Origin of the sequence: Streptomyces sp. NPDC050988 (assembly GCF_044456225.1) — a bacterium.
Lineage (GTDB): Bacteria > Actinomycetota > Actinomycetes > Streptomycetales > Streptomycetaceae > Streptomyces.
In genome coordinates this window covers 22,099-46,924 of the sequence record NZ_JBITFQ010000049.1, presented here as the reverse complement: position 1 = coordinate 46,924, position 24,826 = coordinate 22,099, and the positions used below count along the sequence as shown (strand labels likewise).

20 protein-coding genes are annotated in these 24,826 nt (G+C 70.7%); 10 read left to right on the top strand and 10 right to left on the bottom strand.

The features are described from left to right. Nucleotides 1–159: 159 nt before the first annotated feature. From ACIBEI_RS47875 to ACIBEI_RS47865, 3 genes are all read right to left on the bottom strand, one after another. Nucleotides 160–951, bottom strand: a complete 792-nt coding sequence (locus tag ACIBEI_RS47875) for a serine protease (protein ID WP_359942325.1) — start codon at nt 949–951, stop codon at nt 160–162. A gap of 964 nt (nt 952–1,915) precedes the next feature. Further along, entirely contained in the window at nt 1,916–4,768 is a 2,853-nt protein-coding gene (locus tag ACIBEI_RS47870) for an AAA family ATPase (RefSeq protein WP_398897657.1), read from the bottom strand. Nucleotides 4,769–4,946: 178 nt separating this feature from the next. Next, nucleotides 4,947–5,750 (bottom strand): response regulator transcription factor, encoded by an 804-nt coding sequence (locus ACIBEI_RS47865; RefSeq protein ID WP_398897680.1) that lies wholly within the window; start codon nt 5,748–5,750, stop codon nt 4,947–4,949. A gap of 158 nt (nt 5,751–5,908) precedes the next feature. Between ACIBEI_RS47865 and ACIBEI_RS47860 the strand changes: the two genes are divergently transcribed. Continuing rightward, nucleotides 5,909–7,594, top strand: a complete 1,686-nt coding sequence (locus ACIBEI_RS47860) for an AMP-binding protein (protein ID WP_398897656.1) — start codon at nt 5,909–5,911, stop codon at nt 7,592–7,594. Nucleotides 7,595–7,644: 50 nt separating this feature from the next. Beyond that, the gene (locus ACIBEI_RS47855; RefSeq protein ID WP_398897654.1) at nt 7,645–9,285 is read left to right on the top strand and encodes an AMP-binding protein; all 1,641 of its coding nucleotides are present in this window, start codon (nt 7,645–7,647) and stop codon (nt 9,283–9,285) included. An 83-nt stretch (nt 9,286–9,368) separates the two neighbouring features. Here the strand turns inward: ACIBEI_RS47855 and ACIBEI_RS47850 are convergent, their stop codons facing one another. After that, nucleotides 9,369–9,905 carry a GNAT family N-acetyltransferase gene (locus tag ACIBEI_RS47850; RefSeq protein ID WP_398897652.1) on the bottom strand — a complete coding sequence of 179 codons (537 nt, stop codon included), beginning with the start codon at nt 9,903–9,905 and terminating at the stop codon, nt 9,369–9,371. A 38-nt stretch (nt 9,906–9,943) separates the two neighbouring features. Further along, nucleotides 9,944–10,855: a hypothetical protein gene (locus tag ACIBEI_RS47845; protein WP_398897651.1), complete on the bottom strand. Its 912-nt coding sequence runs from the start codon at nt 10,853–10,855 to the stop codon at nt 9,944–9,946. 309 nt (nt 10,856–11,164) lie between these two features. Here ACIBEI_RS47845 and gcl point away from each other — a divergent pair, with 309 nt between their 5' ends. After that, nucleotides 11,165–12,949, top strand: coding sequence for a glyoxylate carboligase (gcl, locus tag ACIBEI_RS47840; protein ID WP_398897650.1), 1,785 nt, complete (start codon nt 11,165–11,167; stop codon nt 12,947–12,949). Between the two features lie 457 nt (nt 12,950–13,406). Here gcl and ACIBEI_RS47835 read toward each other — a convergent pair whose 3' ends face one another. The 4 genes from ACIBEI_RS47835 to ACIBEI_RS47820 form a co-directional block, all read right to left on the bottom strand. Continuing rightward, complete coding sequence (locus ACIBEI_RS47835) at nt 13,407–13,634, bottom strand: hypothetical protein (RefSeq protein ID WP_143641952.1); 228 nt, start codon at nt 13,632–13,634, stop codon at nt 13,407–13,409. 380 nt (nt 13,635–14,014) lie between these two features. After that, on the bottom strand, nt 14,015–15,472 hold the full coding sequence (locus ACIBEI_RS47830) for a catalase (protein ID WP_398897647.1): 1,458 nt from the start codon (nt 15,470–15,472) through the stop codon (nt 14,015–14,017). A 244-nt stretch (nt 15,473–15,716) separates the two neighbouring features. Next, on the bottom strand, nt 15,717–16,634 hold the full coding sequence (locus ACIBEI_RS47825) for a 2-hydroxy-3-oxopropionate reductase (RefSeq protein ID WP_398897645.1): 918 nt from the start codon (nt 16,632–16,634) through the stop codon (nt 15,717–15,719). 44 nt (nt 16,635–16,678) lie between these two features. Further along, nucleotides 16,679–17,536, bottom strand: a complete 858-nt coding sequence (locus tag ACIBEI_RS47820; protein WP_398897643.1) for a TIM barrel protein — start codon at nt 17,534–17,536, stop codon at nt 16,679–16,681. Nucleotides 17,537–17,826: 290 nt separating this feature from the next. Here ACIBEI_RS47820 and ACIBEI_RS47815 point away from each other — a divergent pair, with 290 nt between their 5' ends. From ACIBEI_RS47815 to ACIBEI_RS47785, 7 genes are all read left to right on the top strand, one after another. After that, the gene (locus tag ACIBEI_RS47815) at nt 17,827–18,078 is read left to right on the top strand and encodes a hypothetical protein (RefSeq protein ID WP_398897642.1); all 252 of its coding nucleotides are present in this window, start codon (nt 17,827–17,829) and stop codon (nt 18,076–18,078) included. Further along, entirely contained in the window at nt 18,075–18,443 is a 369-nt protein-coding gene (locus tag ACIBEI_RS47810) for a helix-turn-helix domain-containing protein (protein WP_143641961.1), read from the top strand. Before ACIBEI_RS47815 ends, ACIBEI_RS47810 begins: the two co-directional genes overlap by 4 nt. Nucleotides 18,444–18,828: 385 nt before the next feature. Next, entirely contained in the window at nt 18,829–19,347 is a 519-nt protein-coding gene (gene uraD, locus ACIBEI_RS47805; RefSeq protein ID WP_398897640.1) for a 2-oxo-4-hydroxy-4-carboxy-5-ureidoimidazoline decarboxylase, read from the top strand. Next, nucleotides 19,344–19,751, top strand: a complete 408-nt coding sequence (gene uraH, locus ACIBEI_RS47800; RefSeq protein ID WP_398897638.1) for a hydroxyisourate hydrolase — start codon at nt 19,344–19,346, stop codon at nt 19,749–19,751. The genes uraD and uraH overlap by 4 nt, the downstream gene beginning before the upstream one ends. 2 nt (nt 19,752–19,753) lie before the next feature. After that, nucleotides 19,754–20,677, top strand: a complete 924-nt coding sequence (pucL, locus tag ACIBEI_RS47795; RefSeq protein ID WP_398897636.1) for a factor-independent urate hydroxylase — start codon at nt 19,754–19,756, stop codon at nt 20,675–20,677. Between the two features lie 130 nt (nt 20,678–20,807). Beyond that, nucleotides 20,808–22,187 (top strand): 8-oxoguanine deaminase, encoded by a 1,380-nt coding sequence (locus ACIBEI_RS47790; protein WP_398897634.1) that lies wholly within the window; start codon nt 20,808–20,810, stop codon nt 22,185–22,187. A gap of 350 nt (nt 22,188–22,537) precedes the next feature. After that, nucleotides 22,538–23,860, top strand: a complete 1,323-nt coding sequence (locus tag ACIBEI_RS47785; RefSeq protein WP_398897679.1) for a nucleobase:cation symporter-2 family protein — start codon at nt 22,538–22,540, stop codon at nt 23,858–23,860. Between the two features lie 98 nt (nt 23,861–23,958). Here the strand turns inward: ACIBEI_RS47785 and ACIBEI_RS47780 are convergent, their stop codons facing one another. Then, nucleotides 23,959–24,774 (bottom strand): chitosanase, encoded by an 816-nt coding sequence (locus tag ACIBEI_RS47780; RefSeq protein WP_398897633.1) that lies wholly within the window; start codon nt 24,772–24,774, stop codon nt 23,959–23,961. Nucleotides 24,775–24,826 lie beyond the last annotated feature (52 nt).

Sequence of the window (24,826 nt, the reverse complement as noted above, 5' to 3'; positions counted from 1 at the left end):
CGCCGCCGCACGATGAACTCGACGTACGAGCCGCCTCGACCCGCCCCCCCCTCGGGGTTGCGGTCCACCTATTTGGGGGGGGGGGGGGGCGGCGGGGCCCCCCCCCCCCCCCCCCTGGCTCAACCTGAGTCGTGCTCAGGAGGTACTCGGGGAGTAGTACTAGGAGTTGACCTGCGTCGTCACCAGGCTGGAGAAGGTGGTCAGGCGGGTGTAGACGCCGGGGTACTCGGCGTCCGCGCAGCCGTAGCCCCACGAGGTGATGCCGGCGAGCTTGCCGCCGATGATCAGCGGGCCGCCGCTGTCGCCCTGGCAGGTGTCCACGCCGCCGGAGGTGTAGCCGGCGCAGACCATGTCGGAGGAGATGTACGACGAGCCGTACGCCGAGGAGCAGGTGGCGTTCGAGACGGTCGGGACCGTGGCGGTGCGCAGCTGGTTGGAGGAGGAGCCGCCCGAGCTGGTGGTGCCCCAGCCGAGGATGCGGGCGGTGGTGCCGGCCGCGTACACGCTGGTCTCGGAGGAGGAGACGTAGCTGATGGGCGTGTACGGCATGGAGGTCGACAGGGTCAGGACGGCGACGTCGTCACCCTGCTCGGCGTCCACGTAGCTCGGGTTGATCCATATCTTGCTGACCCGGCTGACCGTGCCGTTGGTGCCATTGCGGTAGGTGCGGCCGCCGACGACTCTGACGCTGCTCGTGGTCTCGCCGACCATACAGTGGGCGGCGGTGACGACCTTGGTCGCCGAGACCAGGGTGCCGCCGCAGAACTGGCTCTGCGAGGAGTCGGTGATCTGCATGACGTACGGGTACGCGGCTGCCGTGGTGGTCGAGCCACCGACGATGGGCTGGGGAGCGGCGCTCGCGGTGGTGGCTCCGAGCAGACAGGTCGTCGCGGCGGCGGCGACCGCCGCGGTGACGGCGGCGGCCTTCTTGGCAAGGGTGAGCCCGAACATGGTTCTCCTCAGGAGTGCCGGTGGGGGGTGCACTGTGGGGGTGGAGCGACAGCCTGCGGGGCGGGTCCCACGCTAGAAGCGGACCTGCCCTCTCCCCAATGAGGGAACTCCCTGCGGGAGTTGACGAGGGAAAACCCTCGGTCGTGCCCCTGCCTGCCCCTGCGGGCCGCGGGACAGGGCAGTTGGCGGGGCGCGGGTACGCCGCCGAAGCGCGACGATGCCCCGCCAGCCGCCAGCCGCCAGCCGCCAGCCGCCAGCCGCCAGCCGCCAGCCGCCAGCCGCCAGCCGCCAGCCCGCTCGGCGTCCGGCGCACTGGGGCCCGGCGAGCACCACTGGACTTCCGTCCACCGGCGAGCATCTCCCGGTTTCCGCCGCCCGGCGGGCATCTGCCGACTTCAGCCGTCCGGCGACGGTCGCCGCCCGGGCAAGTACCTGCGGGCGACGTCTGTCGCCCGGCGGGCACCGTTGACCAGACAGGGGCCACCCGCACACCGCGTGCGCCGCGGCCCACAAGCACCCTGTACCTTGCGGGCACGGCGTCACGGGATCGCTCGCACCCGAGGTCACCGAGTCCCAGCGGCACGCCCGCACCCCTCCGGTGCCGCGTCCTAGAGGTACCCCGCACCCGGCGGGCGCCGCGTCCCAGAGGCCGCCTGCACCTCGCGGGTACGGCGTCCCAGGGTCCGCCCGCACCTGGCGGGCACCGCGTCCCAAGGACAGTCCGCACCCCGCGGGCACCGCGTCCCAGAGGCACGCCGCACCTTGCGGGCACGGCGTCCAAGGGCCCCCGCGCCCCGCGGGCACCGCGTCCGCGTCCCAGGTACCCGCCCACACCCGGCGGGCACGCGTCCCAGCGACGCCCGCGCCCGGGCGGCCACCACGCCCCGGCAACCACCCAAGCTCGGCTCAGCCCACCGGCCTCAATCCCGACGGCCGACCCAACCCCCGCCCACGAACCCCGAGTTCAGTTCCCCCGCCGCTGCCCCGCAGCCAACCGCACGATGTCGACTCGCGATCGGATACCCAGCTTCCGGTACACCCGGGTGAGTGTCGCCTCGACCGTCTTCACGCTGATGAACAGGCGCGCGGCGATCTCGCGGTTCGTGGCGCCCTCCAGGACGAGCCCCGCGACCTGGCGTTCCGTGGAGGCCAGTCGGTCGAGGTGTGGCAGGAGGGACTCGGGGGCCATGGCCGAGGGGGCAGCGGGAGCCGGGGCGGTCACCGAAGCCGTCTCCAACTGCCGTAGCCAGGGCACCGCCTTGCAGCGTCGGAACAGCCGTGCCGCCTCGTCGTACGAGCCGCGACCCGACTGCTCGGCCCGCAGCCTGGCCAGTGCGAGGGCCGCCCGGGCCTCCTCCAGCCCGTACCCGAGTTGCGCCAGACGGTCCTGTGCGGAAGTCAACTGCTGTGCCGCCGCCTCGTATTGACCCGCCGTCGCCTTCACCAGGGCCTCGGCACGGTCCAGTACGGCGAGGACGCTTGCCCGCCGGAGCCGTACCGCGTGTTCGCGTGTGGCGGTGATGACGTCCTGTGCCTCCGCCGGTTCGCCGACCAGGACGAGGGCCTCGGCGAGGTCGCCGTGCCAACGGCCGCGCGCGGGGTCGGAGATGCCGAGCCCTTGCTCCAACTCCCTTGCCCTGCGCAGCGACTGGACCGTTCCGGCGGCGTCCCCGGCCACTAGCCGGGCATGCCCGAGCGCGCCCAGCGCACGGGAGAGGTAGATCAGGTCGCCGTCGTCCTCGGCGCGGCGCACCGCGTCGCCGGCCAGTACGAGCGCCCGGTGCACATCCCCGCCCGCGGCCTCGGCGAGCGAGGTGAACATGTTGCCCGCGGCCTCGCCCATACCGGTGTCCCGGGCCAGCCGCAGGCTCTCGTGGGCCAGGTCCAGGGCGCGGGCGCAGTGTCCGGAGCGCAGTTCGGTCTCGGCGAGTCCGCGCAGGAAGTGCACCTCGCTCTCGACCATGCCGCGCCGCCGCACCTCGCCGAGGAGCCGGGTGATCGTCGTACGGGCGTCGGTGAGCTGGTCGCTCATGATCTGCCAGCGGAACCGGGTGGCACCCGCGCCGTTGTGGTCGCAGGCCACCCGGAGGTCCTGCGGTTCCGCGAGGGCCTTCTCCAGGGTCTCCGGGGCCGCGGGGTGACCCATCAGGGTCTCCATCTGGGCCTGGAAGGACAGGGCCATCAGCTCGGTGCTCCGGTCGCCGGCGGTGGCGGCGAGCCGGGCAGCCTGCGCGGCCTCCTCGCGGCCCTTGGCCATCTCGCCCTCCACGAGCAGTCCCCGCCACGCCAGTTGGTAGTGGACCAGGGCGAGCAGCCGCGGATCCTCGCCCGCGTCCGCGAGGGCCTGCGGGAACACGGCCTCCACGTCGGCCATCGCCTGCCCCGCCGAGTCGATCACCACCATCCAGGCCCGTACCCGGACCGCCGGGTCCGTCGCCCGGTCCAGGACGTCGCGGGCCACCTCGCGGGCGAGGTCGATCTCGCCCGAGGTCAGTGCGTCCTCGGCGGACCTCAGCCGCCGTTCGTCCGCGCCGGGCAGGCTGTCGGGCGGGGTGTGCCGGGCGGCGAGCAGCCCGAGCTGGGCCGCGACCGAGGGTGCGCCGCGGTCCCGGGCCAGCGCGGCCGCCTCGGAGAGCCGCGCGGCGACCTGCTCGTCGGTGCCGGTGGTGGCCAGCGCGAGATGGCGGGCCCGCTCGATCGGGTCGGAGGCCACCGTGGACAGCGCGGCGTGGGCGGCCCGCCGCTCCTGGGGCGTCGCCTGCGCGTACAGCGCGGCCGAGACGAGCGGGTGCGCGAAGCGGACCGCGCCCTCCTGCCCGTCCGGGCCCTGGGCGTCCGGAGTGTGGGCCGTCACCAGACCGAGCGAGGCCGCGAGCGCGATCTCCGACTCCGCGTTCCTACGGCCCGCGGACCCCAGCAGCGTCTGTGTGGGGCGGGCTCCCGCGCTCGCGACCAGCAGCGTCTGCCGGGCCTCGGCGGACAGCAGTTCCAGGCGGCTGAGGACGAGGGCGCGCAGCGAGGTCGGCACCGGCAGCGGCTCGCCGGGGCGGGGCGGCGTCGGGCTCTCGGCCAGGGCGCGCGCGAGCTCCAGCGCGAACAGCGGGTTGCCGCCGCTGGTGTGGTGGATGTCCCGCAGCGTCGAGCGGCCCAGACCGGTGTAACCGCGCGCGACCAGCAGCTCGGACACCTGCGGCCGGGACAGCGGGGTCAGCCGCAGGGCCAGCGCCTCCGGTGGATACGCGCGTAGATACGGGTCGTGTTCTTGCTCCTTCGGTTCCGTGCCGGTACGCACCGCGCCGAGCATCCGCACCGGCATCCCGCCGAGGCGGCGGGCCGCGAAACCGAGCAGCTCCGCGCTGGGCGCGTCCAGCCACTGCAGGTCGTCGGCCACGAGGAGGACGGGACCTTTGGCCGCCAGCGCGCGCAGCACCGACAGCACCGCGAGCCGCAGCGCGAGACCGTCCTGGTGCAGGGACGATTCGGCACGGCCGGTGAGCGCGGCTTCGAGCGCGGCCTGCTGCGGGGCTGGCAGCGCGTCCGCGACCTCGTCGGCGACCAGACCGAGCAGATCGACCAGGGCGAGGAACGGGAGATGGGATTCGGACTCCGTCGCGGAGCAACGCAACACAGTCCGGGTCGATTCGGCGTATTCCGCTGTCATTGCCCGCAGGACGGTCGACTTTCCTATTCCGGGCGGACCGTGCAAGAGGAGACTGCCCCCTCGGGAGAGCTGCGCACGTGCTCGTACGAGCACCTCGTCCCGCCCGACGACCTGCTCGGAACGGGGTCTGACAGGCTCCTCGAAATCCCGTCGCACGCGCACCGCTCCCCTCAGTCGTGTTCGGCTCAATATTAAGCAAAGAGCCCTTGAATTTCGGAGGGTTGCGCCGTGAGGGAAATAACAGAGATCCGGTATACGGGATTTCAGCGTGCCCGTGCATGTATAGAGCGCCGGGGGAGGTATGGACCTTCGGGGTGGCGGGCAAGGGCGCATCTCAGGGCAGCAGCCCCGCCCGCCGCGCCGCCACCACCGCCTCCAGCCGGGTGTGCGCGCCCAGTTTGCGCATCGCCGAGCGCAGATAGGCCTTCACCGTCTCCGGACGCAGCCCGAGCCGGTCCCCGGCGGCCGCGTTGGTCGTACCGACCGACACACAGGCAAGAACGTCCAGCTCACGCGGGGTGAGCCGGACCCGCCGGGCCGTCGGCACCGGGCCCGGCGAGGCGGTGAGCGTGGCGCAGACCGCCAGGAGTTCCGCCCGAAGCGCCGGATCCACGACGCGCGGGGCCAGCGCGCGCAGCGCCCCGTGCGCCTCCCGGACCCGCTCCCACGCCGCGCCCTCGGTGACGTCCGGCGTCACCTCGGGCTCGCGCGCTGCCGCCAGCAGACCCTGTGCCTCGTCCCGTACGACCAGTGACTGCTCCACGTCGCGTGCCGCCTCCACGGCCGCGGTCAGCGTCCGGTCGCCGAGGGGCTGGGCCGTGCGCAGGGCGCCGTACAGGACACCGCGCACCCGGCGGCGTACGACGACCGGCACCGCGAGGATGGCCCGCAGGCCCTCCGCGGCGACCGGGGCGTCGTACTCGTGGCTGATCTGCCGCGATGACGAGTAGTCCAGGACGGCGCACGGCCGGGCGAGGGCGACCGCCTTGCCGCCGAGGCCGTTGCCCGACGACACCGCGAGCGCGCTGAGCGCCGCCGTCGCCGTACCGTTCAGCTCGCTGATCCGCACCTGATGGCGGCCCGGCTCGACCAGGCCGCCGAAGGCCACGGGCAGCCCCGTCGTCCGGCGCAGCCGCATCAGCGCACCGCGCAGCTCCACCGCTTCGGTCGCGCCAGTTGCCACGTGCTCGTCCCTTCACCGCAGCGCACCCCCCGTTCGGGGGTAGTGAGACCCGCATCACGGATTACACGATGTGAGTGAGCCGCCCGGCAATGGTCCGGGGCCGAGGAGGACAGATGACTACGCCGCCGACGACGCCGACGGAGAGCTTCCGCAGCGCGCGGGACTTCCTGCTGGAGCACCGCGAGGACTACGCCACGGCCTACGAGGGCTTCGTCTGGCCCCGCCCCGAGCACTTCAACTGGGCCCTCGACTGGTTCGACCACATCGCCCACGGCAACGCCAGGACCGCGCTGCACATCGTCGAGGAGGACGGCCGCGAGACCAAGCTGTCCTTCGGGGAACTGTCCGTGCGCTCGGACCAGGTCGCGGACTGGCTGCGCGAGCTGGGCGTACGCGCCGGGGACCGCATCCTCGTCATGCTCGGCAACCAGGCCGAGCTGTGGGTGACCGCGCTCGCCGCGATGAAACTGCGCGCCGTGGTCATCCCGGCCACCCCGCTGCTCGGCCCCGCCGACCTGCGCGACCGCGTCGAACGCGGCCGGGTCCGGCACGTCATCGTGCGCGCCGAGGACACCGGCAAGTTCGACGAGGTGCCCGGTGACTACACACGCGTCGTGGTCGGCGGCGAACACCAGGGCTGGCAGTCGTACGAGGACGTGTACGACCGCGAGTCCGGCCTCTTCCTGCCCGACGGACCGACCCGGGCCGACGACCCGCTGATGCTCTACTTCACCTCGGGCACCACCGCCCGCCCCAAGCTCGTCGAGCACACGCACACGTCGTACCCGATCGGCCACCTGGCGACCATGTACTGGATCGGCCTCAAGCCCGGTGACGTGCACCTGAACATCTCCTCACCCGGCTGGGCCAAGCACGCCTGGTCGAACCTCTTCGCGCCCTGGAACGCCGAGGCGACCGTCTTCCTCCACAACTACACGCGCTTCGACGCGCCCCGCCTGATGGCCGAGATGGACCGCGCGGGAGTGACGACGTTCTGCGCCCCGCCCACCGTCTGGCGCATGCTCATCCAGGCCGACCTGACCCAGCTTCGTACGCCCCCGCGCGAGGCCGTGGCCGCGGGCGAGCCGCTGAATCCCGAGGTCATCGAGCAGGTGCGGCGCGCCTGGGGCGTCACCATCAGGGACGGCTTCGGGCAGACCGAGACGGCCGTGCAGGTGTCCAACAGCCCAGGCCAGCCGCTCAAGACGGGTTCCATGGGACGGCCGAGCCCCGGCTTCGAGGTCGAACTCCTCGACCCGGTCACGGGCGCGCCCGGCGCCACGGAGGGCGAGATCGCGCTCGACCTGTCCGCCCGGCCCGTGGGCCTGATGACCGGCTACCACGGCGACCCCGACCGTACCGCCGAGGCGATGGCGGACGGCTACTACCGCACCGGCGACATCGGCTCGCGCGACCCCGAGGGCTACATCACGTACGTGGGCCGCAGCGACGACGTCTTCAAGGCAAGCGACTACAAGATCAGCCCCTTCGAGCTGGAGAGCGCGCTCCTGGAGCACGAGGCCGTCGTCGAGGCGGCCGTCGTGCCCGCCCCGGACGAGCTGCGGCTCGCGGTCCCGAAGGCGTACGTCGTACTGGCGGAGGGCTGGGAGCCGGGACCCGACACCGCGAAGGTCCTCTTCGAACACTCGCGCACGGCCCTCGCCCCGTACAAGCGCATCCGCCGCCTGGAGTTCGGCGATCTGCCCAAGACGGTGTCCGGCAAGATCCGCCGGATCGAGCTGCGCGAGGCGACGGCGGCGGGGTCGGACGCCGAGTACCGCGAGGAGGACTTCCGGTGAGTGAGGTGAGTGAGGTGACTGGGGCGAGTGGGGCGAGTGGGGCGACTGAGGTGAGTGAGCCGGGCGAGGCGGGCGAGACGCGTGAATTGTCGTACGCGCACGGGGTGAGCGGGACTTCACTGCTCGGCGACACCATCGGCGCCAACCTGGACCGGGCCGTCGCGGCCTGGCCGGACCGCGAGGCGCTCGTCGACGTACCGTCCGGGCGGCGCTGGACGTACGCCCAATTCGCCGCGGACGTCGACGGGTTGGCCCGCGCGCTGCTCGCCGGCGGAGTCGGCAAGGGGGAACGGGTGGGCATCTGGGCGGTCAACTGCCCGGAGTGGATGCTCGTCCAGTACGCCACCGCCCGCATCGGCGCGGTCATGGTGAACATCAACCCGGCCTACCGCACCCACGAGGTCGAGTACGTCCTCAAGCAGGCGGGCATCTCGGTGCTGTTCGCCTCGCTCAGTCACAAGACGAGCGACTACCGGGCCATGGTCGAGCAAGTGCGGGGCAAGTGCCCGCAGTTGAGGGAGACCGTCTACATCGGCGACCCGAGCTGGGACGCGCTGGTCGCCCGGGGCACACCCGGCCTGGAAGAGGAGTTCCGGACGCGCCGGAGCGAGCTGTCCTGCGACGACCCGATCAACATCCAGTACACCTCGGGCACCACCGGCTTCCCCAAGGGCGCGACCCTCTCCCACCACAACATCCTCAACAACGGCTATTTCGTCGGAGAGTTGATCGCCTACACCGAGCAGGACCGGATCTGTGTCCCTGTGCCCTTCTACCACTGCTTCGGCATGGTCATGGGCAACCTCGCCGCGACCTCGCACGGCGCGTGCATCGTGATCCCGGCTCCATCCTTCGACCCGACGGAGACCCTGCGCGCGGTCCAGGACGAGCGCTGTACGTCCCTCTACGGCGTACCGACCATGTTCATCGCGGAGTTGAACCTCCCCGACTTCGCGACGTACGACCTGTCCGCCCTGCGGACCGGCATCATGGCGGGCTCGCCCTGCCCGGTCGAGGTGATGAAAAGGGTGGTCTCCGAGATGCACATGGCGGAGGTCTCCATCTGTTACGGCATGACCGAGACCTCGCCCGTGTCCCTCCAGACCCGCCGCGACGACGACCTGGAGCACCGCACCGGCACGGTCGGACGCGTCCTGCCGCACATCGAGGTCAAGGTCGTCGATCCGGCGACCGGCACGACCCTGCCGCGCGGCTCGGCGGGCGAGCTGTGCACCCGCGGCTACAGCGTGATGCTCGGCTACTGGGACGAGCCCGAGAAGACCGCCGAGTCCGTCGACGCCGGGCGGTGGATGCACACCGGGGACCTGGCCGTGATGCTCGACGACGGGTACGTGCAGATCGTCGGCCGGATCAAGGACATGATCATCCGGGGTGGCGAGAACATCTACCCGCGCGAGATCGAGGAGTTCCTGTACGCGCATCCGAAGATCGCCGACGTGCAGGTGGTGGGTGTGCCGCACGAACGGTACGGGGAGGAGGTGCTCGCCTGTGTCATTCCGCGGGATGCCGGTGATCCGCCGACGCTGGAGGAGGTGCGGGCGTTCTGTGAGGGGCGGTTGGCGCACTACAAGGTGCCGAGTCGGGTGCGGGTCATGGAGGCTTTTCCGATGACGGTGTCCGGGAAGGTGCGGAAGGTCGAGCTGCGGGAGGGGGGTGCTGGGGGTGCTTGATGGCTGCGGGCCGGTGGGGGCTTGTCGCGCCCACGCGGCGGAGCCGCAAATGTCACAGCCCCGCGCCCCTTGTGAGGCGCCCCTTACAGGGCGCCTCTGTACATGCACACCCGGGGCCAGCGGTCCAGGCCGTGTTCGGACTCTGTTGCTCGGATCTTGCGTAGGCCCGGGGTGAGTTCGGGGTCGGTCAGGGGGCGGAAGCCGATGCGCTCGTAGTAGGGCGCGTTCCAGGGGACCTCCGTGAAGGTGGTCAGCGTGAGACCGGTCAGGCCCTGGTCGCGTGCGCGGTCGGCGGCGTACGCGATCAGGGTCCGGCCCACGCCCCGGTGCGCGGCGTCCGGGTGGACGGAGACCTGCTCGATGTGGAAGGCGCCGTCCACCGGCTCGCCGATCAGATACGCGACGGGACGGGCGGTGTCGCCGTCCCCCTCGGCCCCGTCGCTCTCCGCCTCGGCGACCCAGGCGTGGCCCGCCTCCCTGAAGCGCTCCAGCAGTTCCAGCGCGGGCGGCTCGTCGTCGGCGATCTCCGTCATGCCCAGGGTGCGGAAGGGCTCGCCCGCGGCCCGCTCGATGTCCTGGAGCAGCGGGAGGTCGGCGGGGGTTGCCGGTCTGATGCGCATGTCGTCAAGTATGCGGTCGTTTCCGGGAGTTGGGCTGCTCAGTCTCCCGTGGCTATCAGGTCGTCGGCGAGGCTGTTCACCGGCTGTGGGGTGCCGGTGAGGTCCAGTACGAACAGGGGGATGCCGAGGGAGTCGGCACAGACGCGGGCGTCCTCCTCGTAGCCCGCCAGCGAGAAGTAGACGCAGCCCGCCGACTCCGTCATCGCCGTCAGCCACAGGCACTCCACGTCCCGCAGGGAGGCCGGTCGTACGGTCGGGTCGACCTGGGCCACGATCCCGCGGGCCGCCAGACCGATCCCCGAAGGCGGCCGCTGGTCGGCCCGCCGGATGTCGCGGTACCCGAGCCAGCGCAGATACAGCGCGGCGGCGGTCACGGCGTCCCGGGCCGTGCGGATGACCACCGGCTGGAACGCGGGGCGGGGGGCCGGGGCGGTACGGGGGAGGGGGATGGCGGCGGCGGGGAGACGGTTGGCCCGGTCGGTCCGCGGGGTCCGGGGCGGCCGGCCGGAGTGGTCGCGTGAGCCCTCGTACGAGCCCTCGTGCGAGCCTTCGTATGAGCCCTCGTGCGAGCTCTCGTGGGAGCCGCCCTCGGTGCTCTCACCGGTGGTCTCACCGGTGCTTTCGCCGGTGTCCGCGCCCGAGGAGTGCGCCGCGTCGGCGCCCGAGGTTCCCGCGTCGCCGTCGGCCCCCGGCTCCGTCACCGGTATCCGTAACAGCGCGCCGCAGGGGCACCCCAGCTCCGGGCGGGGCCAGTGGTCCGCCCGCCCGCAGCCCTCGCAGCGGATCGTCAGCCAGCCCTCGTCCCAGGTGTGGTGCGTGACGGGCTCCGGGGGCGTGCTCCGGTCGAGGACGGGTGCGACAGGCGCGCCGCACACGCACGGGTACGACGGCGCCGCATAGACATGCTCGCGCCGACAGGCCGGACACCTCACCGGCACGCTCTCGGACATGACCCTCTCCAGAACACCGCGACACCACAACGCCACATCGGGACAGCGCCTCCATCGTCCTCCGGAACCCCTTCCTCCGGCAGCGAAACGATCCGACGTCCCGGGATTCCCCCGCCTGTCGACCGACGGACGGCCGGTCGACGGCCGCCCGCCGGCTGCCCTCCGGCCGCCCTCCGACCCTTGACGCCTTCTGGCCGTCCACTTACATTGCTTCCAGATAGTAGAAGTTAGTTTCCGTAATACGGAATTTGAAGCTCTCCGCGGGGCGCGACGGGAGCCCGAATCCGACGGCCGAAGCAGGAGTACGCAATGGCTCGTATGACCGCTGCCCGCGCGGCAGTTGAGATCCTCAAGCGTGAGGGCGTCACCAGCGCGTTCGGTGTCCCGGGCGCGGCGATCAACCCCTTCTACGCGGCGCTGAAGGCCTCCGGCGGAATCAGTCACACCCTCGCCCGCCATGTCGAGGGCGCCTCGCACATGGCGGAGGGCTACACCCGCACCGCACCCGGCAACATCGGCGTCTGCATCGGTACGTCAGGGCCCGCGGGTACCGACATGATCACCGGTCTGTACTCCGCGACCGGCGACTCCATCCCGATCCTGTGCATCACGGGCCAGGCTCCGACCGCCGTGATCCACAAGGAGGACTTCCAGGCCGTCGACATCGCCTCGATCGCCAAGCCGGTCGCCAAGATGGCGGTCACCGTGCTGGAGGCCGCGCAGGTCCCGGGCGTCTTCCAGCAGGCCTTCCATCTGATGCGGTCCGCCCGTCCGGGCCCGGTCCTCATCGACCTTCCCGTCGACGTCCAGCTGACGGAGATCGAGTTCGACCCGGAGACGTACGAGCCGCTGCCGGTCTACAAGCCGTCCGCGACCCGTGCCCAGGTCGAGAAGGCGATCACGCTCCTGAACGAGTCGGAGCGGCCGCTGATCGTCGCCGGCGGCGGCATCATCAATGCCGACGCCTGCGAACTCCTCGTGGAATTCGCCGAGTTGACCGGCACACCGGTCGTCCCCACCCTCATGGGCTGGGGCATCCTGCCCGACGACCACGAGCTGAACGCCGGCATGGTCGGCCTGCAGACCTCGCACCGCTACGGCAACGCGACCTTCCTGGAGTCCGACTTCGTCCTCGGTATCGGCAACCGCTGGGCCAACCGCCACACCGGCAGGCTGGACGTCTACACGGCGGGCCGGAAGTTCGTGCACGTCGACATCGAGCCCACCCAGATCGGCAAGATCTTCGCCCCGGACTACGGCATCGCCTCCGACGCGAAGGCCGCGCTCGAACTGTTCGTCGAGGTGGCACGGGAGTTGAAGGCCGAGGGCAGGCTGCCCGACCGCTCGGCGTGGGCCCAGGCCGCGCAGGAGCGTAAGGCCACCCTCCAGCGCCGTACGCACTTCGACGACATCCCCATCAAGCCGCAGCGCGTCTATGAGGAGATGAACAAGGCCTTCGGCCCCGAGACCCGGTATGTCTCCACCATCGGACTCTCGCAGATCGCCGGCGCCCAGATGCTGCACGTCTATCGGCCGCGGCACTGGATCAACTGCGGTCAGGCGGGCCCCCTCGGCTGGACCGTCCCGGCCGCGCTGGGTGTCGCCAAGGCCGACCCGGAGGCGCAGGTGGTCGCGCTCTCCGGCGACTACGACTTCCAGTTCATGATCGAGGAGCTGGCCGTCGGGGCCCAGCACCGGATCCCGTACGTCCATGTGCTGGTGAACAACTCCTATCTGGGCCTGATCCGTCAGGCGCAGCGGGCGTTCGACATCGACTTCCAGGTCAACCTGGAGTTCGAGAACCTCAACTCGCCCGAGCTGGGCGTCTACGGTGTCGACCATGTCAAGGTCGTCGAGGGCCTCGGCTGCAAGGCCATCCGGGTCACCGACCCGAGCGAGCTGGGCGCCGCCCTCGAACAGGCGAAGAAGCTCGCGGTCGAGTTCCGGGTCCCGGTCGTCGTCGAGGCGATCCTGGAGCGCGTCACCAACATCTCGATGTCCACGACCAACGACATCAGCAACGTCGTGGAGTTCGAGGAGATCGCGACCGAGCCGGGCCACGCGCCCACGTCCATCAGGACCCTGAAGGTCTGACAAGAAGGTCTGACAAGACCTGGGAGAGAGCAGCTCAAGGGGCAGAACCGAGGCCCCCGTCCTGAGGATCCAGGACGGGGGCCCCTCGGCGTGTTCAGTTCGAGCGGCCCCCGCCGCCACCCGAACGGAGTCCGCCGCCCCCGTGCTTCCCCCCGTCTCCGGACGCCCCCGACGCCCGAAGTACCGTGCCGGACCGGCCGGACCGGGAAACGCCCCGGAGCAGCGCCAACGCGAACGGCTCCCGCCGATGCGTCGTCATCAGGCTGCTCATGCGTCTCACCTCCGTCTCCGGCCAAGCCCACTGTTCCCCGTTCGGGGCCCGCCGCCCCCGTGCCGGCGGGCCCCATGTGCTGAGAATGTGCCCTGAAGCACAGTGAGTTGAAGCCCCCGGAGGCATGTTCAGAGGTTGATTTGAGGGTTCCGTAGCCCATGTACGCACACGGACGTACGTGCTACGTCACTCGGCCGCGTGGTGCTCCGACAGGCCCGGCCAGTCGTCGGGGCCGCCGCCCTGCCAGTCGATGATGTCGCTCTCCTCCACCTCGATCTCGTCCAGGTCGGCGAGGCGCAGGATCTCGACGACGTCGTCGAGGTGGTAGGCGATGCCGAGGGTCTCGCTGCCCGCGGTGACCCGGCGCGAGCCGTCCAGCGCCGGAGGGTGCACGACGATGCTGGGAAGGTCCATGCATCCAGGCTGCTGCGCGGCCGGGGAATCCGCACCCCGAAGGGGCCGGGCATTTCCGCGGACGGCGAAGAGCGCCGGGTACGGGACCGTCCGTACCCGGCGCTCTTCGCCGTCTCGATCAAGAGTGTCGATCAAGGTGTCGTCCGAGGACCGCGGCGGTCGTGACGGGCCGGGACCGTCCTTCCCTCTGGTCGAGAAGGGGGCTCCGGGACCTTCACCACCGCACTGGCTCACGTGCCGCCGCGGTCCTCGGCCGGCCCGCTCCGCCCGTCGACAACCCCTCATCCGGGTCCACGGGCTTCGCGGGCGACGCGCCTGGGGTCCGACCTCCCGTCGGACCCGGGGCGCAGCTTGGGAGTTGAGCTTGGGAGTTGAGAGGGTCAGTCCTCGCGCAGGGCGAGGACCGCCTCCTCCACGCGCCTGCCGTACTCGGGGTCGGCGGCGTGGAAGTGGGCGAGGTTCTTCTCGATCACGTCGTCGCGGGAGACCTGGGAGAGGCCGCCGGCGATGTTGGCGACCAGCCGGGACCTCTCCTCCTCCGACATCAGGCGGTACAGCTCGCCCGCCTGGAAGAAGTGGTCGTCCTTGGTGTGCAGCGGGGTCTCGTACGTGCCGGTGTGGCCGTTCACCGCGAGCGGCGCCGACAGGGGGCGGCCGGTCTCCGTCGGGCCGCCGTACGAGTTCGGCTCGTAGTTCCTCGCCGCGCGGCCCTGGGAGTTGGCGGCCATCAGGCCGTCCCGGCCGTAATTGCTCGCCACCGTCGCCCTGGGGGCGTTGACCGCCAGCAGGGTGTGGTTGACGCCCAGCCGGTAGCGGTGTGCGTCCGCGTACGCGAACAGGCGGCCCTGGAGCATCTTGTCCGGCGAGGGACCGATGCCGGGAACGAAGTTGTTCGGGGAGAACGCGGCCTGCTCGACCTCCGCGAACACGTTGTCCGGGTTGCGGTCCAGGACCAGCCGGCCCACCCGCTGGAGCGGGTAGTCCTCGTGCGGCCAGACCTTCGTCAGATCGAACGGGTTGAAGCGGTAACCGTCCGCCTCGGCCGCCGGCATGACCTGGACGTACAGCGTCCACGACGGGCGCACCCCGCGCTCGATGGCCTGGAGCAGGTCCGTCTGGTGCGAGTTCGGGTCCTTGCCCGCGATCTCGGCCGCCTGCTCGGAGGACAGGGAGCGGATGCCCTGGTTCGTCTTGAAGTGGTACTTGACGAAGAAGGCCTCGCCCTCGGCGTTCGTCCACTGGTAGGTGTGCGAGCCGTAGCCGTTCATGTGGCGGTACGAGGCCGGGATGCCTCGGTCGCCCATCAGCCAGGTGATCTGGTGCGTGGCCTCGGGGGCGTGCGCCCAGAAGTCCCAGACGTTGTCCGGCTCCTGACGGCCCGTGAAGGGATCCCGCTTCTGCGAGTGGATGAAGTCGGGGAACTTGATGGGGTCCTTGATGAAGAACACCGGGGTGTTGTTCCCGACGAGGTCGTAATTCCCCTGCTCCGTATAGAACTTGACCGCGAAGCCGCGCGGGTCGCGCACCGCGTCCGCGCCGCCCAGGTTGTCCGCGACCGTCGAGAAGCGCAGGAAGACCTCGGTGCGCCTGCCGACCGTGCTCAGGAAGTCCGCGTGCGTGAAGCCGGTGACGTCGTCGGTCACCTCGAAGTGGCCGTACGCGCCCGAGCCGCGCGCGTGCACCACACGCTCCGGGATGCGCTCGCGGTTGAACCGGGCGAGCTTCTCGAGCAGGTGCTGGTCCTGGAGGAGGAGCGGGCCGCCGACGCCGGCGGAGGCGGAGTTCTGGTTGTCGGCGACCGGGGCGCCGGACTCTGTCGTGAGCACGCGCTTCGACATCGTGACCTTCCGTACGAGGGGCAGCGGAATTCTTCGGAAGTTGTTTTCCGCTTTGTGGAGCCTAGGTTTGGGGCGATCCGGACGTCAACAGTTTGTTGAAGTTCGCCGCTGGGGGATCCGCTGCGGGATTCCTGTGGGGATGGAGGGGCGGGTGATGGGTTCCGGGCGGCGCCACCGCTTGGGCGCGACAGGACAGGTGTCAGCGGCGGCGCCGCCCGGAGGTCTTTGTGGGGCCGGAGGACCGTCAGATCTGCGCGCCGGAGAGGCGCTCGACCGCGCGCAGCAGCGCGGAGTGGTCCAGGCCGCCGTCGCCCTGGGTCCGCAGCGAGGCGACGAGCTGGGCGACCACGGCGCCGACGGGCAGTGCGGCACCGACGTTGCGGGCGGCGTCCGTGACGATGCCCATGTCCTTGTGGTGCAGGTCGATACGGAAGCCCGGCTTGAAGTCGCGGTTCAGGAAGTTGTCCTTCTTGCGCGTCAGCACGGTCGAGCCGGCGAGGCCGCCGTTCAGGACGTCGAGGGCCGCCCTCAGGTCGACGCCCGACTTCTCCAGGAAGACCACGGCCTCGGCGCACGCCTGGATGTTCACGGCGACGATCAGCTGGTTCGCGGCCTTCACGGTCTGCCCGGAGCCGTGCGGACCGCACAGCACGATCGTTCTGCCCAGCGCCTCGAAGATCGGCTCGGCCTGGTCGAAGTCGGCCTGCTCGCCGCCGACCATGATGGACAGCACGGCCTCGACCGCCCCGGCCTCACCGCCGGACACCGGCGCGTCCAGGACCCGTATGCCCTTGTCCTGCGCGGCCTTGGCCAGGTCCACGGAGGTCTGCGGGGTGATGGATGACATGTCGATCAGGAGCGCGCCGGACCTCGTGTTCTCCAGGATGCCGTCGGGCCCGTACGCGATGGCCTCGACCTGCGGGGAGGCGGGCACCATCGTGATCACCACGTCGGCGTCCCGCACGGCCTCGGTGATCGAGCCGGCCGCGGTGCCGCCCGCGGCGGTCAGCCGGTCCAGCTTGTCCTGCTCCAGGGTGAACCCGGTGACGTCGTAACCGGCCTTGATGAGGTTCTCGGACATGGGGGAGCCCATGATGCCGAGCCCGATCCAGGCGATCGACGGGCGAGTCGGGCGGGCGGAGTCTGTGAGGTTGCTGCTCATGAGGGTGCGTCTCCAAAAGCTCTGGTACGTCGATGGGTTGGCGCTCAACGCGCCGCGCGGGCCCCGGCGGGCAGCCACTCGAAGGCCTCGGCGCTGGGGCGGTCGCCCGGCTTGTACTCCAGGCCTACCCAGCCCTCGTACCCCTGCTTGCGGAGCCGGCCGAGCAACTCCTCCAGGGGGAGCGAGCCGGTGCCCGGGGCGCCGCGGCCCGGGTTGTCGGCGATCTGGACGTGGCCGGTCCTCGCCGCGTACCGGTCGATCACCGACGGCAGGTCCTCGCCGTTCATGGACAGGTGGTAGAGGTCCATCAGGAACTTGGCGTTGCCGAGCCCGGTCGCCTCGTTGACCCTGTCGACGACGGCGATCCCGGCCGGGGCGGTCACCAGCGGATAGAGCGGCGACTCCGGCTTGTTGAGGGTCTCGATCAGCAGGACCGCGCCGATGCGGTCGGCCGCGCGGGCCGCCAACACCAGGTTCTCCAGGGCGAGTTCGTCCTGCTCGGCCGGGTCCACGCCCTCGACGCGGTTGCCGTACAGCGCGTTGAGCGCCTTGCAGCCCAGCGACCGCGCGAACTCCGCGGCCACATCGATGTTCGCGCGGAACCGCTCGGACTCCTCGCCGGGGACCGACAGCGCGCCCCGGTCCGGGCCCGGCAGCTGCCCGGCGTAGAAGTTCAGCCCCGTGAGCTGTACGCCCGCGTCCTCGACCGCCTTCTTCAGGGCGTCGAGCTCGGCGCGCTCGGGGGTGGGGGAGTCGACCCAGGGCCACCACAGCTCGACCGCGGTGAAGCCCGCCGCGGCGGCGGCCGCGGGGCGCTCCAGTAGCGGGAGCTCCGTGAAGAGGATCGACAGGTTGACGTTGAAGCGCTGCTCAGCGGCTGCATCCATCGAGAAACCGGGCATGTGGGTCGGCGCTCCCTTCCGTGTCGAGTAGTTCCGTATTGCGGAAGTTAGTTTCTGCTTGATGGAAAGGCTGCCTGTGTCGGGGAACCTTGTCAAGAGGGGTCGCCCGGAAAAGCCGCCGGGGCGCGGGAGGCCCCGGGCGGATTCGGCCGGGTGGCACCGGCGCCGTTCGATCGGGTGTTCCTCACGGGTGGCGTGCGGGTCGGCTAGGGTCGCTTGCGCGTCCGACAGTCCCCGCATCACCTAGGCCGGGGGAACGAGCAGGTCGGAGCCGATGCCATGGGGGCACAGTGCGATTGAGAGTGGAGTTCACGACCGAGCCCTTCGATCTCGACGAGGCACCGCGGCACGCGCTGGTCGCCCGCGAGGTCATCGAGGCGGCCGAGCTGGACGCCGTGGACGTCGGACCGTTCGGCAACACCGCGGAGGGCGGCGCGGACTCCGTGCTCGGTGCGGTCGACGCGCTGCTGCGCCAGGCCCTGGAGGCCGGCGCCACCCGCGTCTCGCTCCAGGTCAACGTGATCGGGGAGGGGGGCGAGTGACCGGCATCGGGGACGACCCCTTCGTCACGGCCGTCAAGCCGCTGGTCGACGCCATGGGCGGCGAGATGCTCCCGCCCGGCCAGGCGGGACCCGATGACGTCGTCCTCTCCTGGGAGGGCGCCGACGTCGTCGCCGTACGTCTGCCGCAGCTCGCCGACTCGCTGGACCACATCCTGGCCGCCCTGGAGCGCAAGCGCGGCAAGCCCCTGGCCGAGCTGGACCGCAAGGCCAAGCAGGAGGTCGTACGGATACTCGAGGCGCGCGGCGCCTTCTCCGTGCGGCACGGCGTGGAGACCGTCGCGGGCGCGCTCGGCGTCAGCCGGTTCACGGTCTACAACTACTTGAACCGCGAGAAGGACGCCTGAGCGGGGGTGGGTGCCTGGTCGCCGCCGACCGGCACCTGGCCTGCCGCCGACCGGCGCCCGGCCTGCGGCCTGCGGCCTGCTGGCGCGTGGCCTACCGCCCACCGAAGCCTGACCTACCGCTGGCCGGCGTCCAACCCGCCGCTGACCGGCGCTCGGACCCGCCACCAGTCGACGACAGGTCACCGTCAAGCCTCTGACCAGGCATGACGCGGCGCCCGGTGACCCGCTCGCGGGCGCCCGCGAGCCGCCGCCGTCCGGCATGCGGGCGGCGGTTTCCGCTTCCCGGTATTTGTTACCCGGATTTTTCAACAAAGTGTTGACGTGATGTTTCCGAGGGCGTTAGCTAATCCGCAGCCCGTCCAGCACAAGGCCACGGAGGCTTCCCGTGACTTCGAGTACGACATCCGGCGGCCTCGCCCGTTTCAACGCACTGGAGGAGCACGCCGCCTACGCCGCCCTCCACGAGGTCTGCGCCTCGGCGGCCTGGGCGAACCGGCTGCTCGCCCGCCGCCCCTACACCACCACCGACGAACTCTTCGCGGAGAGCGACGCCGCCACGGCCGGCCTGCTCGACGCTGACCTCGACGAGGCGATGGCGGGCCACCCGCCGATCGGACGCCCGAAGCCCGGAGACCCGACCTCCTCGCGCGAACAGCGCGGCATGGCCGGCGCCTCCGAGGAACTGAAGGCGGAGATGCTCGAACTGAACCTGGCCTACCAGGAGAAGTTCGGCCATGTCTTCCTGATCTGCGCGACCGGCCGCACCGGCGAGCAGATGCGCGACGCGGTCAGGGAACGGATCGGCAACGCACCCGGGAAGGAGCGCGAGATCGTGCGCATCGAACTGGGAAAGATCAACCGCATCCGGCTCGCCCGACTCGTCGAAGAGGACGCACCCGTATGAGCACCGAGACCACCGCTTCCGTGTCCACGCACATCCTGGACACCAGCGTCGGCCGCCCCGCCGAGGGTGTCGCCGTCAGCCTCGCGGCCCGCAGCGGCCGTGATGCGGACTGGCAGGCACTCGGCGGCTCTGCGGCCGACGCGGACGGCCGGTGCAAGGACCTGCCGGCGCTGCCGGAGGGCACCACACACGTACGGCTCGACTTCGCGGTCGAGGCGTATTTCCTGAAGTCTGAGAAGAAGCAAGCCGATGCGCAGCAGGACGCCCCCGCGAACCGGGACAGCGGCAGCGTAGGAGCGTTCTTCCCGGAGGTGGCGATCACGTTCGCCGTCGTGCCGGGCGAGCACTTCCACGTACCGCTGCTGCTCAACCCGTTCGGCTACTCCGTTTACCGAGGGAGCTAGCTATGCCGACCATCCTGGGACAGAACCAGTACGGCAAGGCCGAGAACCGAGTCGTAAAGATCACGCGGGACGGCGCCACCCACCACATCAAGGACCTGAACGTCTCCGTCGCGCTCTCCGGCGACATGGACGAGGTCCACCTCTCCGGCTCGAACGCCAACGTGCTGCCGACGGACACCACCAAGAACACGGTGTACGCCTTCGCCAAGGAGCACGGCATCGAGTCCGCCGAACAGTTCGGCATCCACCTCGCCCGGCACTTCGTGACGAGCCAGGAGCCGATCAGGACGGCGCGCATCCGCATCGAGGAGTACGCCTGGGAGCGGATCGCGACCTCGGACGCCAACTCCAGGTTCATCGGCGCCGACGAGGTCAAGCACTCCTTCGTCCGCCAGGGCCAGGAGACCCGCGTCACGCAGATCACCTACGACGGTGAGTCCTGGGAGGTCGTCTCGGGGCTCAAGGATCTCGTCGTGATGAACTCGACCAACTCCGAGTTCTGGGGCTACGTCAAGGACAAGTACACGACGCTCCCCGAGGCGTACGACCGCATCCTGGCCACCCAGGTCTCCGCCCGCTGGCGCTTCAACTGGACCGACGACGAGCAGAAGGCGCCCAACTGGGAGAAGTCCTACGAGCAGGTGAAGAAGCACCTGCTCCAGGCCTTCGCCGAGACGTACTCCCTGTCGCTCCAGCAGACCCTGTACCAGATGGGTTCGCGGATCATCGAGAACCGCGGCGAGATCGACGAGGTCCGCTTCTCGCTGCCGAACAAGCACCATTTCCTGGTCGACTTGGAGCCGTTCGGCCTCAAGAACGACAATGAGGTGTACTTCGCTGCCGACCGGCCGTACGGCCTGATCGAGGCCACGATCCTGCGGGACGGCTGCGAGCCGAAGATCCCGGTGGACCTCACCAACCTCTGAACCACACTCTGACGCCCCCCATTTCGGCACCCGCGGCCCGCCCGCCCGGCCGGGCCGCGGCACTCAAACCTCCCAGGGTCCTGCCGTGCCCACTCCAACTCAGCGATTCCTCAGCGAAGAAGGACGAACCATGGCAGCAGACCCGCGCATCGTCATCGAGAACTGTGCGATCGCGACCGTGGACGCCGACGACACCGAGTACGCGTCCGGTCATCTGGTCCTGGCGGGCAACCGCATCGAGTCGCTCGGCACGGGCAGGGCCCCTCAGGGCCTGGAGAACGTCGTACGCCGTATCGACGCGACTGGCCACCTCGTGACCCCGGGCCTGGTCAACACGCACCACCACTTCTACCAGTGGATCACCCGCGGCCTCGCCACGGACCACAACCTCTTCAACTGGCTCGTCGCCCTGTACCCGACCTGGGCGCGCATCGACGAGCGCATGACGTACGCGGCCGCCCAGGGCTCGCTCGGCATGATGGCCCGCGGCGGAGTCACCACCGCCATGGACCACCACTACGTCTTCCCGCGGGGCTCCGGCGACCTGTCCGGCTCGATCATCCGGGCCGCACGCGAGATGGGCGTCCGCTTCACCCTCGCCCGCGGCTCCATGGACCGCAGCGAGAAGGACGGCGGCCTGCCCCCGGACTTCGCCGTCGAGACCCTCGAAGGGGCCCTCGCCGCCACCGAGGCGACGGTCGACGAGCACCACGACGCGTCCTTCGGCGCGATGACACAGGTGGCCGTGGCCCCTTGCTCACCTTTCTCGGTGTCGACCGAACTCCTCAGGCAGGGCGCGGAGTTGGCGCGCCGCAAGGGCGTCCGCCTGCACACCCACGGCTCGGAGACGGTCGAGGAGGAGCAGTTCTGCAAGGAGCTGTTCGGGATGGGCCCGACCGACTACTTCGAGTCGACCGGCTGGCTCGGCGAGGACGTGTGGATGGCGCACTGCGTCCACATGAACGACTCCGACATCGCCGCCTTCGCCCGTACGAGGACCGGTGTGGCCCACTGCCCGTCCTCCAACGCCCGTCTGGCGGCCGGGATCGCGCGCGTCCCCGACATGCTGGCCGCCGGCGTCCCCGTCGGACTCGGCGTCGACGGCACCGCGTCGAACGAGTCGGGCGAACTCCACACCGAACTGCGCAACGCCCTGCTCATCAACCGCCTCGGCGCCCATCGCGAGGCCGCGCTGAACGCCCGGCAGGCGCTGCGGCTCGGCACGTACGGCGGAGCCCAAGTCCTGGGCAGGGCAGGGGAGATCGGCTCTCTCGAGGCCGGCAAGCTCGCCGACCTCGTGCTGTGGAACCTGGACACCCTGGCCCACGCGTCGATCGCCGACCCGGTCACCGCCCTCGTCTTCGGCGCCGCGGCGCCGGTCACCGCCTCCTTCGTCAACGGCGAGCAGATCGTCGAGAACGGCCGACTGCTGCACGTCGACGAGGACGCCATCGCCCGTTCCACGCGGACCGAGGCCCAGCGCCTCGCGCGGATCGCCGCGCAGGCCTGACACCTCCAAACGCCTCCTGACACCTTCCGACACCTGAAGATCTCCGGCTGAGGGGGACGGCCCTCGGCCGGTGGCCGTGGACCCCAGCGGGGCCCACGGCGACCGTCTCCGGGGCACGCGCATGGACGTGCGCGCGCCCCGGAACGGTCTCCCCGCCACGTCCTCCCCGTGACGGACATCGTCCCGGTCCCCGCACGACCGCGCCCCACCTCCCTGACACCCGCGTCAACGCCGACGTGTACCCGACCGGAGGAGCCGCCGTGGCCGCCCAGCCCACGTCCAGCAGTACGGACGCAGATCCAACTCGCCCGCAGAAACACCCAGTTGACGAGAGACTCCCCGCCCTGAAGATGGCGACCAGCGGTCTGCAGCACGTGGCCGCCATGTACGCGGGAGTCGTCGCCCCGCCCCTGATCGTCGGCGCGGCCGTGGGCCTGAGCCCGACCGAACTGACCTTCCTCACCGGTGCCTGCCTGTTCACCGCGGGCCTCGCCACCTTCCTCCAGACCCTCGGGATCTGGAAGATCGGCGCCCGGCTGCCCTTCGTCAACGGCGTGACCTTCGCCGGGGTCGCCCCGATGATCGCCGTCGTCAACTCCACCGACGACAAGAGCGACGCGCTGCCGGTCATCTTCGGCGCGGTCATCGTCGCCGGCGTACTCGGCTTCCTCGCCGCCCCGTTCTTCAGCAAGGCGGTCCGCTTCTTCCCGCCCGTCGTCACCGGCACGGTCATCACGCTCATCGGCATCTCCCTGATGCCGGTCGCCTTCGGCTGGGCGCAGGGCCCCAACCCGGCGGCGGACGACTACGGTTCCACCACCAACCTGGGCCTGGCGGGCGCGACCCTCGTCGTCGTCCTGCTCCTGCGCCGCTTCACCCGCGGCTTCGTCAAACAGATCGCCGTACTGCTCGGCCTGGTCGTCGGCACGCTCTTCGCCATCCCCTTCGGCGCCACCGACTTCGGCCCGGTGGCCGACGCGGCCGTCGTCGGCTTCCCCACGCCGTTCCACTTCGGCGCCCCGCAGTTCCAGCTCGCCGCGATCCTCTCGATGTGCGTGGTGATGGTGGTCTCGATGACCGAATCGACCGCGGACATGCTGGCGTTGGGCGAGATCGTCGAGCGCCCCGCCGACGAGCGGACCATCGCGGCGGGTCTGCGCGCCGACACCCTCGGCTCCGCCCTCAGCCCGCTCTTCAACGGCTTCATGTGCAGCGCCTTCGCCCAGAACATCGGCCTGGTCGCCATGACGAGGATCCGCAGCCGGTACGTCGTCGCCACGGGCGGCGGTTTCCTCGTCCTGATGGGCCTGTGCCCGATGGCCGCCTCGCTCATCGCCGTCGTACCCCGCCCCGTGCTCGGCGGCGCGGGCGTGGTGCTGTTCGGCTCGGTCGCCGCCAGCGGCATCCAGACCCTCGTCAAGGCGGGCCTGGAGAAGGACAACAACGTCCTGATCGTGGCGGTCTCGCTGGCCGTCGGCATCATTCCGATCACGGCGCCGGAGTTCTACCACGCGTTCCCGGAGACCGCGAAGATCATCCTGGACTCGGGGATCTCGACGGGGTGCGTGGCGGCCGTCGCCCTGAACCTCGTCTTCAACCACCTCGGCGGGGGACGCGCGGCCGACGACGAGGTGACGTCACCGATGGATCCACAGCCGGCCTCGGTCCACTGACCCGCCCGTACGGGACCTCCACCTGCGGGACTTCCCGTACGGACGGGCAGGGCGCGGCACGTCACGCGTGCCGCGCCCTCGGGTGTTCAGCCAGGTGTTCAGCCGATGTGGTAGCTGTCCCCGTAGACCTGCCAGTCCAGGGGCGGATCCAGGTTCAGGTTCCGGTTCCTGAGGAAGACGCGCTGGGCGGTGTCCACCCGGCTGGTGTCCTCGTGGGCCTCCTCCTGCTTCATCGCCCACACCCGGGCGTCGAGGAAGGCGTTGAGGTACGTCACCTCGTCGCCGCCCTGGGCCGGGGGCCTGGCCTGTTCGAGCGCCCGCCCGCGGATGCTGCTGAAACTCGTGCTGTCGCCGCCGTCGCCGTGCATCACGATGGCGTCGTAGTACGCGAACTGGCCGAGCGTGCCGATGCCATCGGCCTTGCCCCGACCGACCGCGGGGTTGAAGTAGACGCGGTCACGCTCGTCGTTCTGGGCCTGCCGGAACGCCTCGTCCTGGGCGGCCCGGCGCCAGGCGTCCGGGTATCCGGGGTCGAGGCCCTCGTGGGAGTCGGTGCCGTTGACGCGACGCAGGGCCGGCAGATACCCGGCCAGTTCGTTGCCCGGCCTGCGCTGCGCGTACAGCTCGACGAGGTCGAGCATGTCGCCCGTACCGGAGCAGAAGCCGATGATCCCGGCGGTGTAGCCGCGGCCGTCGCCGATGTCCTCGATGTACTGGTACTGCGCCTTCCAGTCCAGCGAGGAGTTCTCCGCGCTGGAGACCAGTTGCATGGCGATCTCCTTCTTCGCCGGGTCGTCGAGGCCGGCCGGCGCGGCGCTCGCGGACCTGGTCGCGATGACGGGACCTGCCACCAGGGATGCTCCGATCAGCGCGAGAATCGTTCGTCGCGAGGAGCGTATGTGGGGGGTGTGCACGGGACCTCCAGTGGGGTGGGAGTCGTTCGTCCGTACTGTTAGGAAGGTTTCC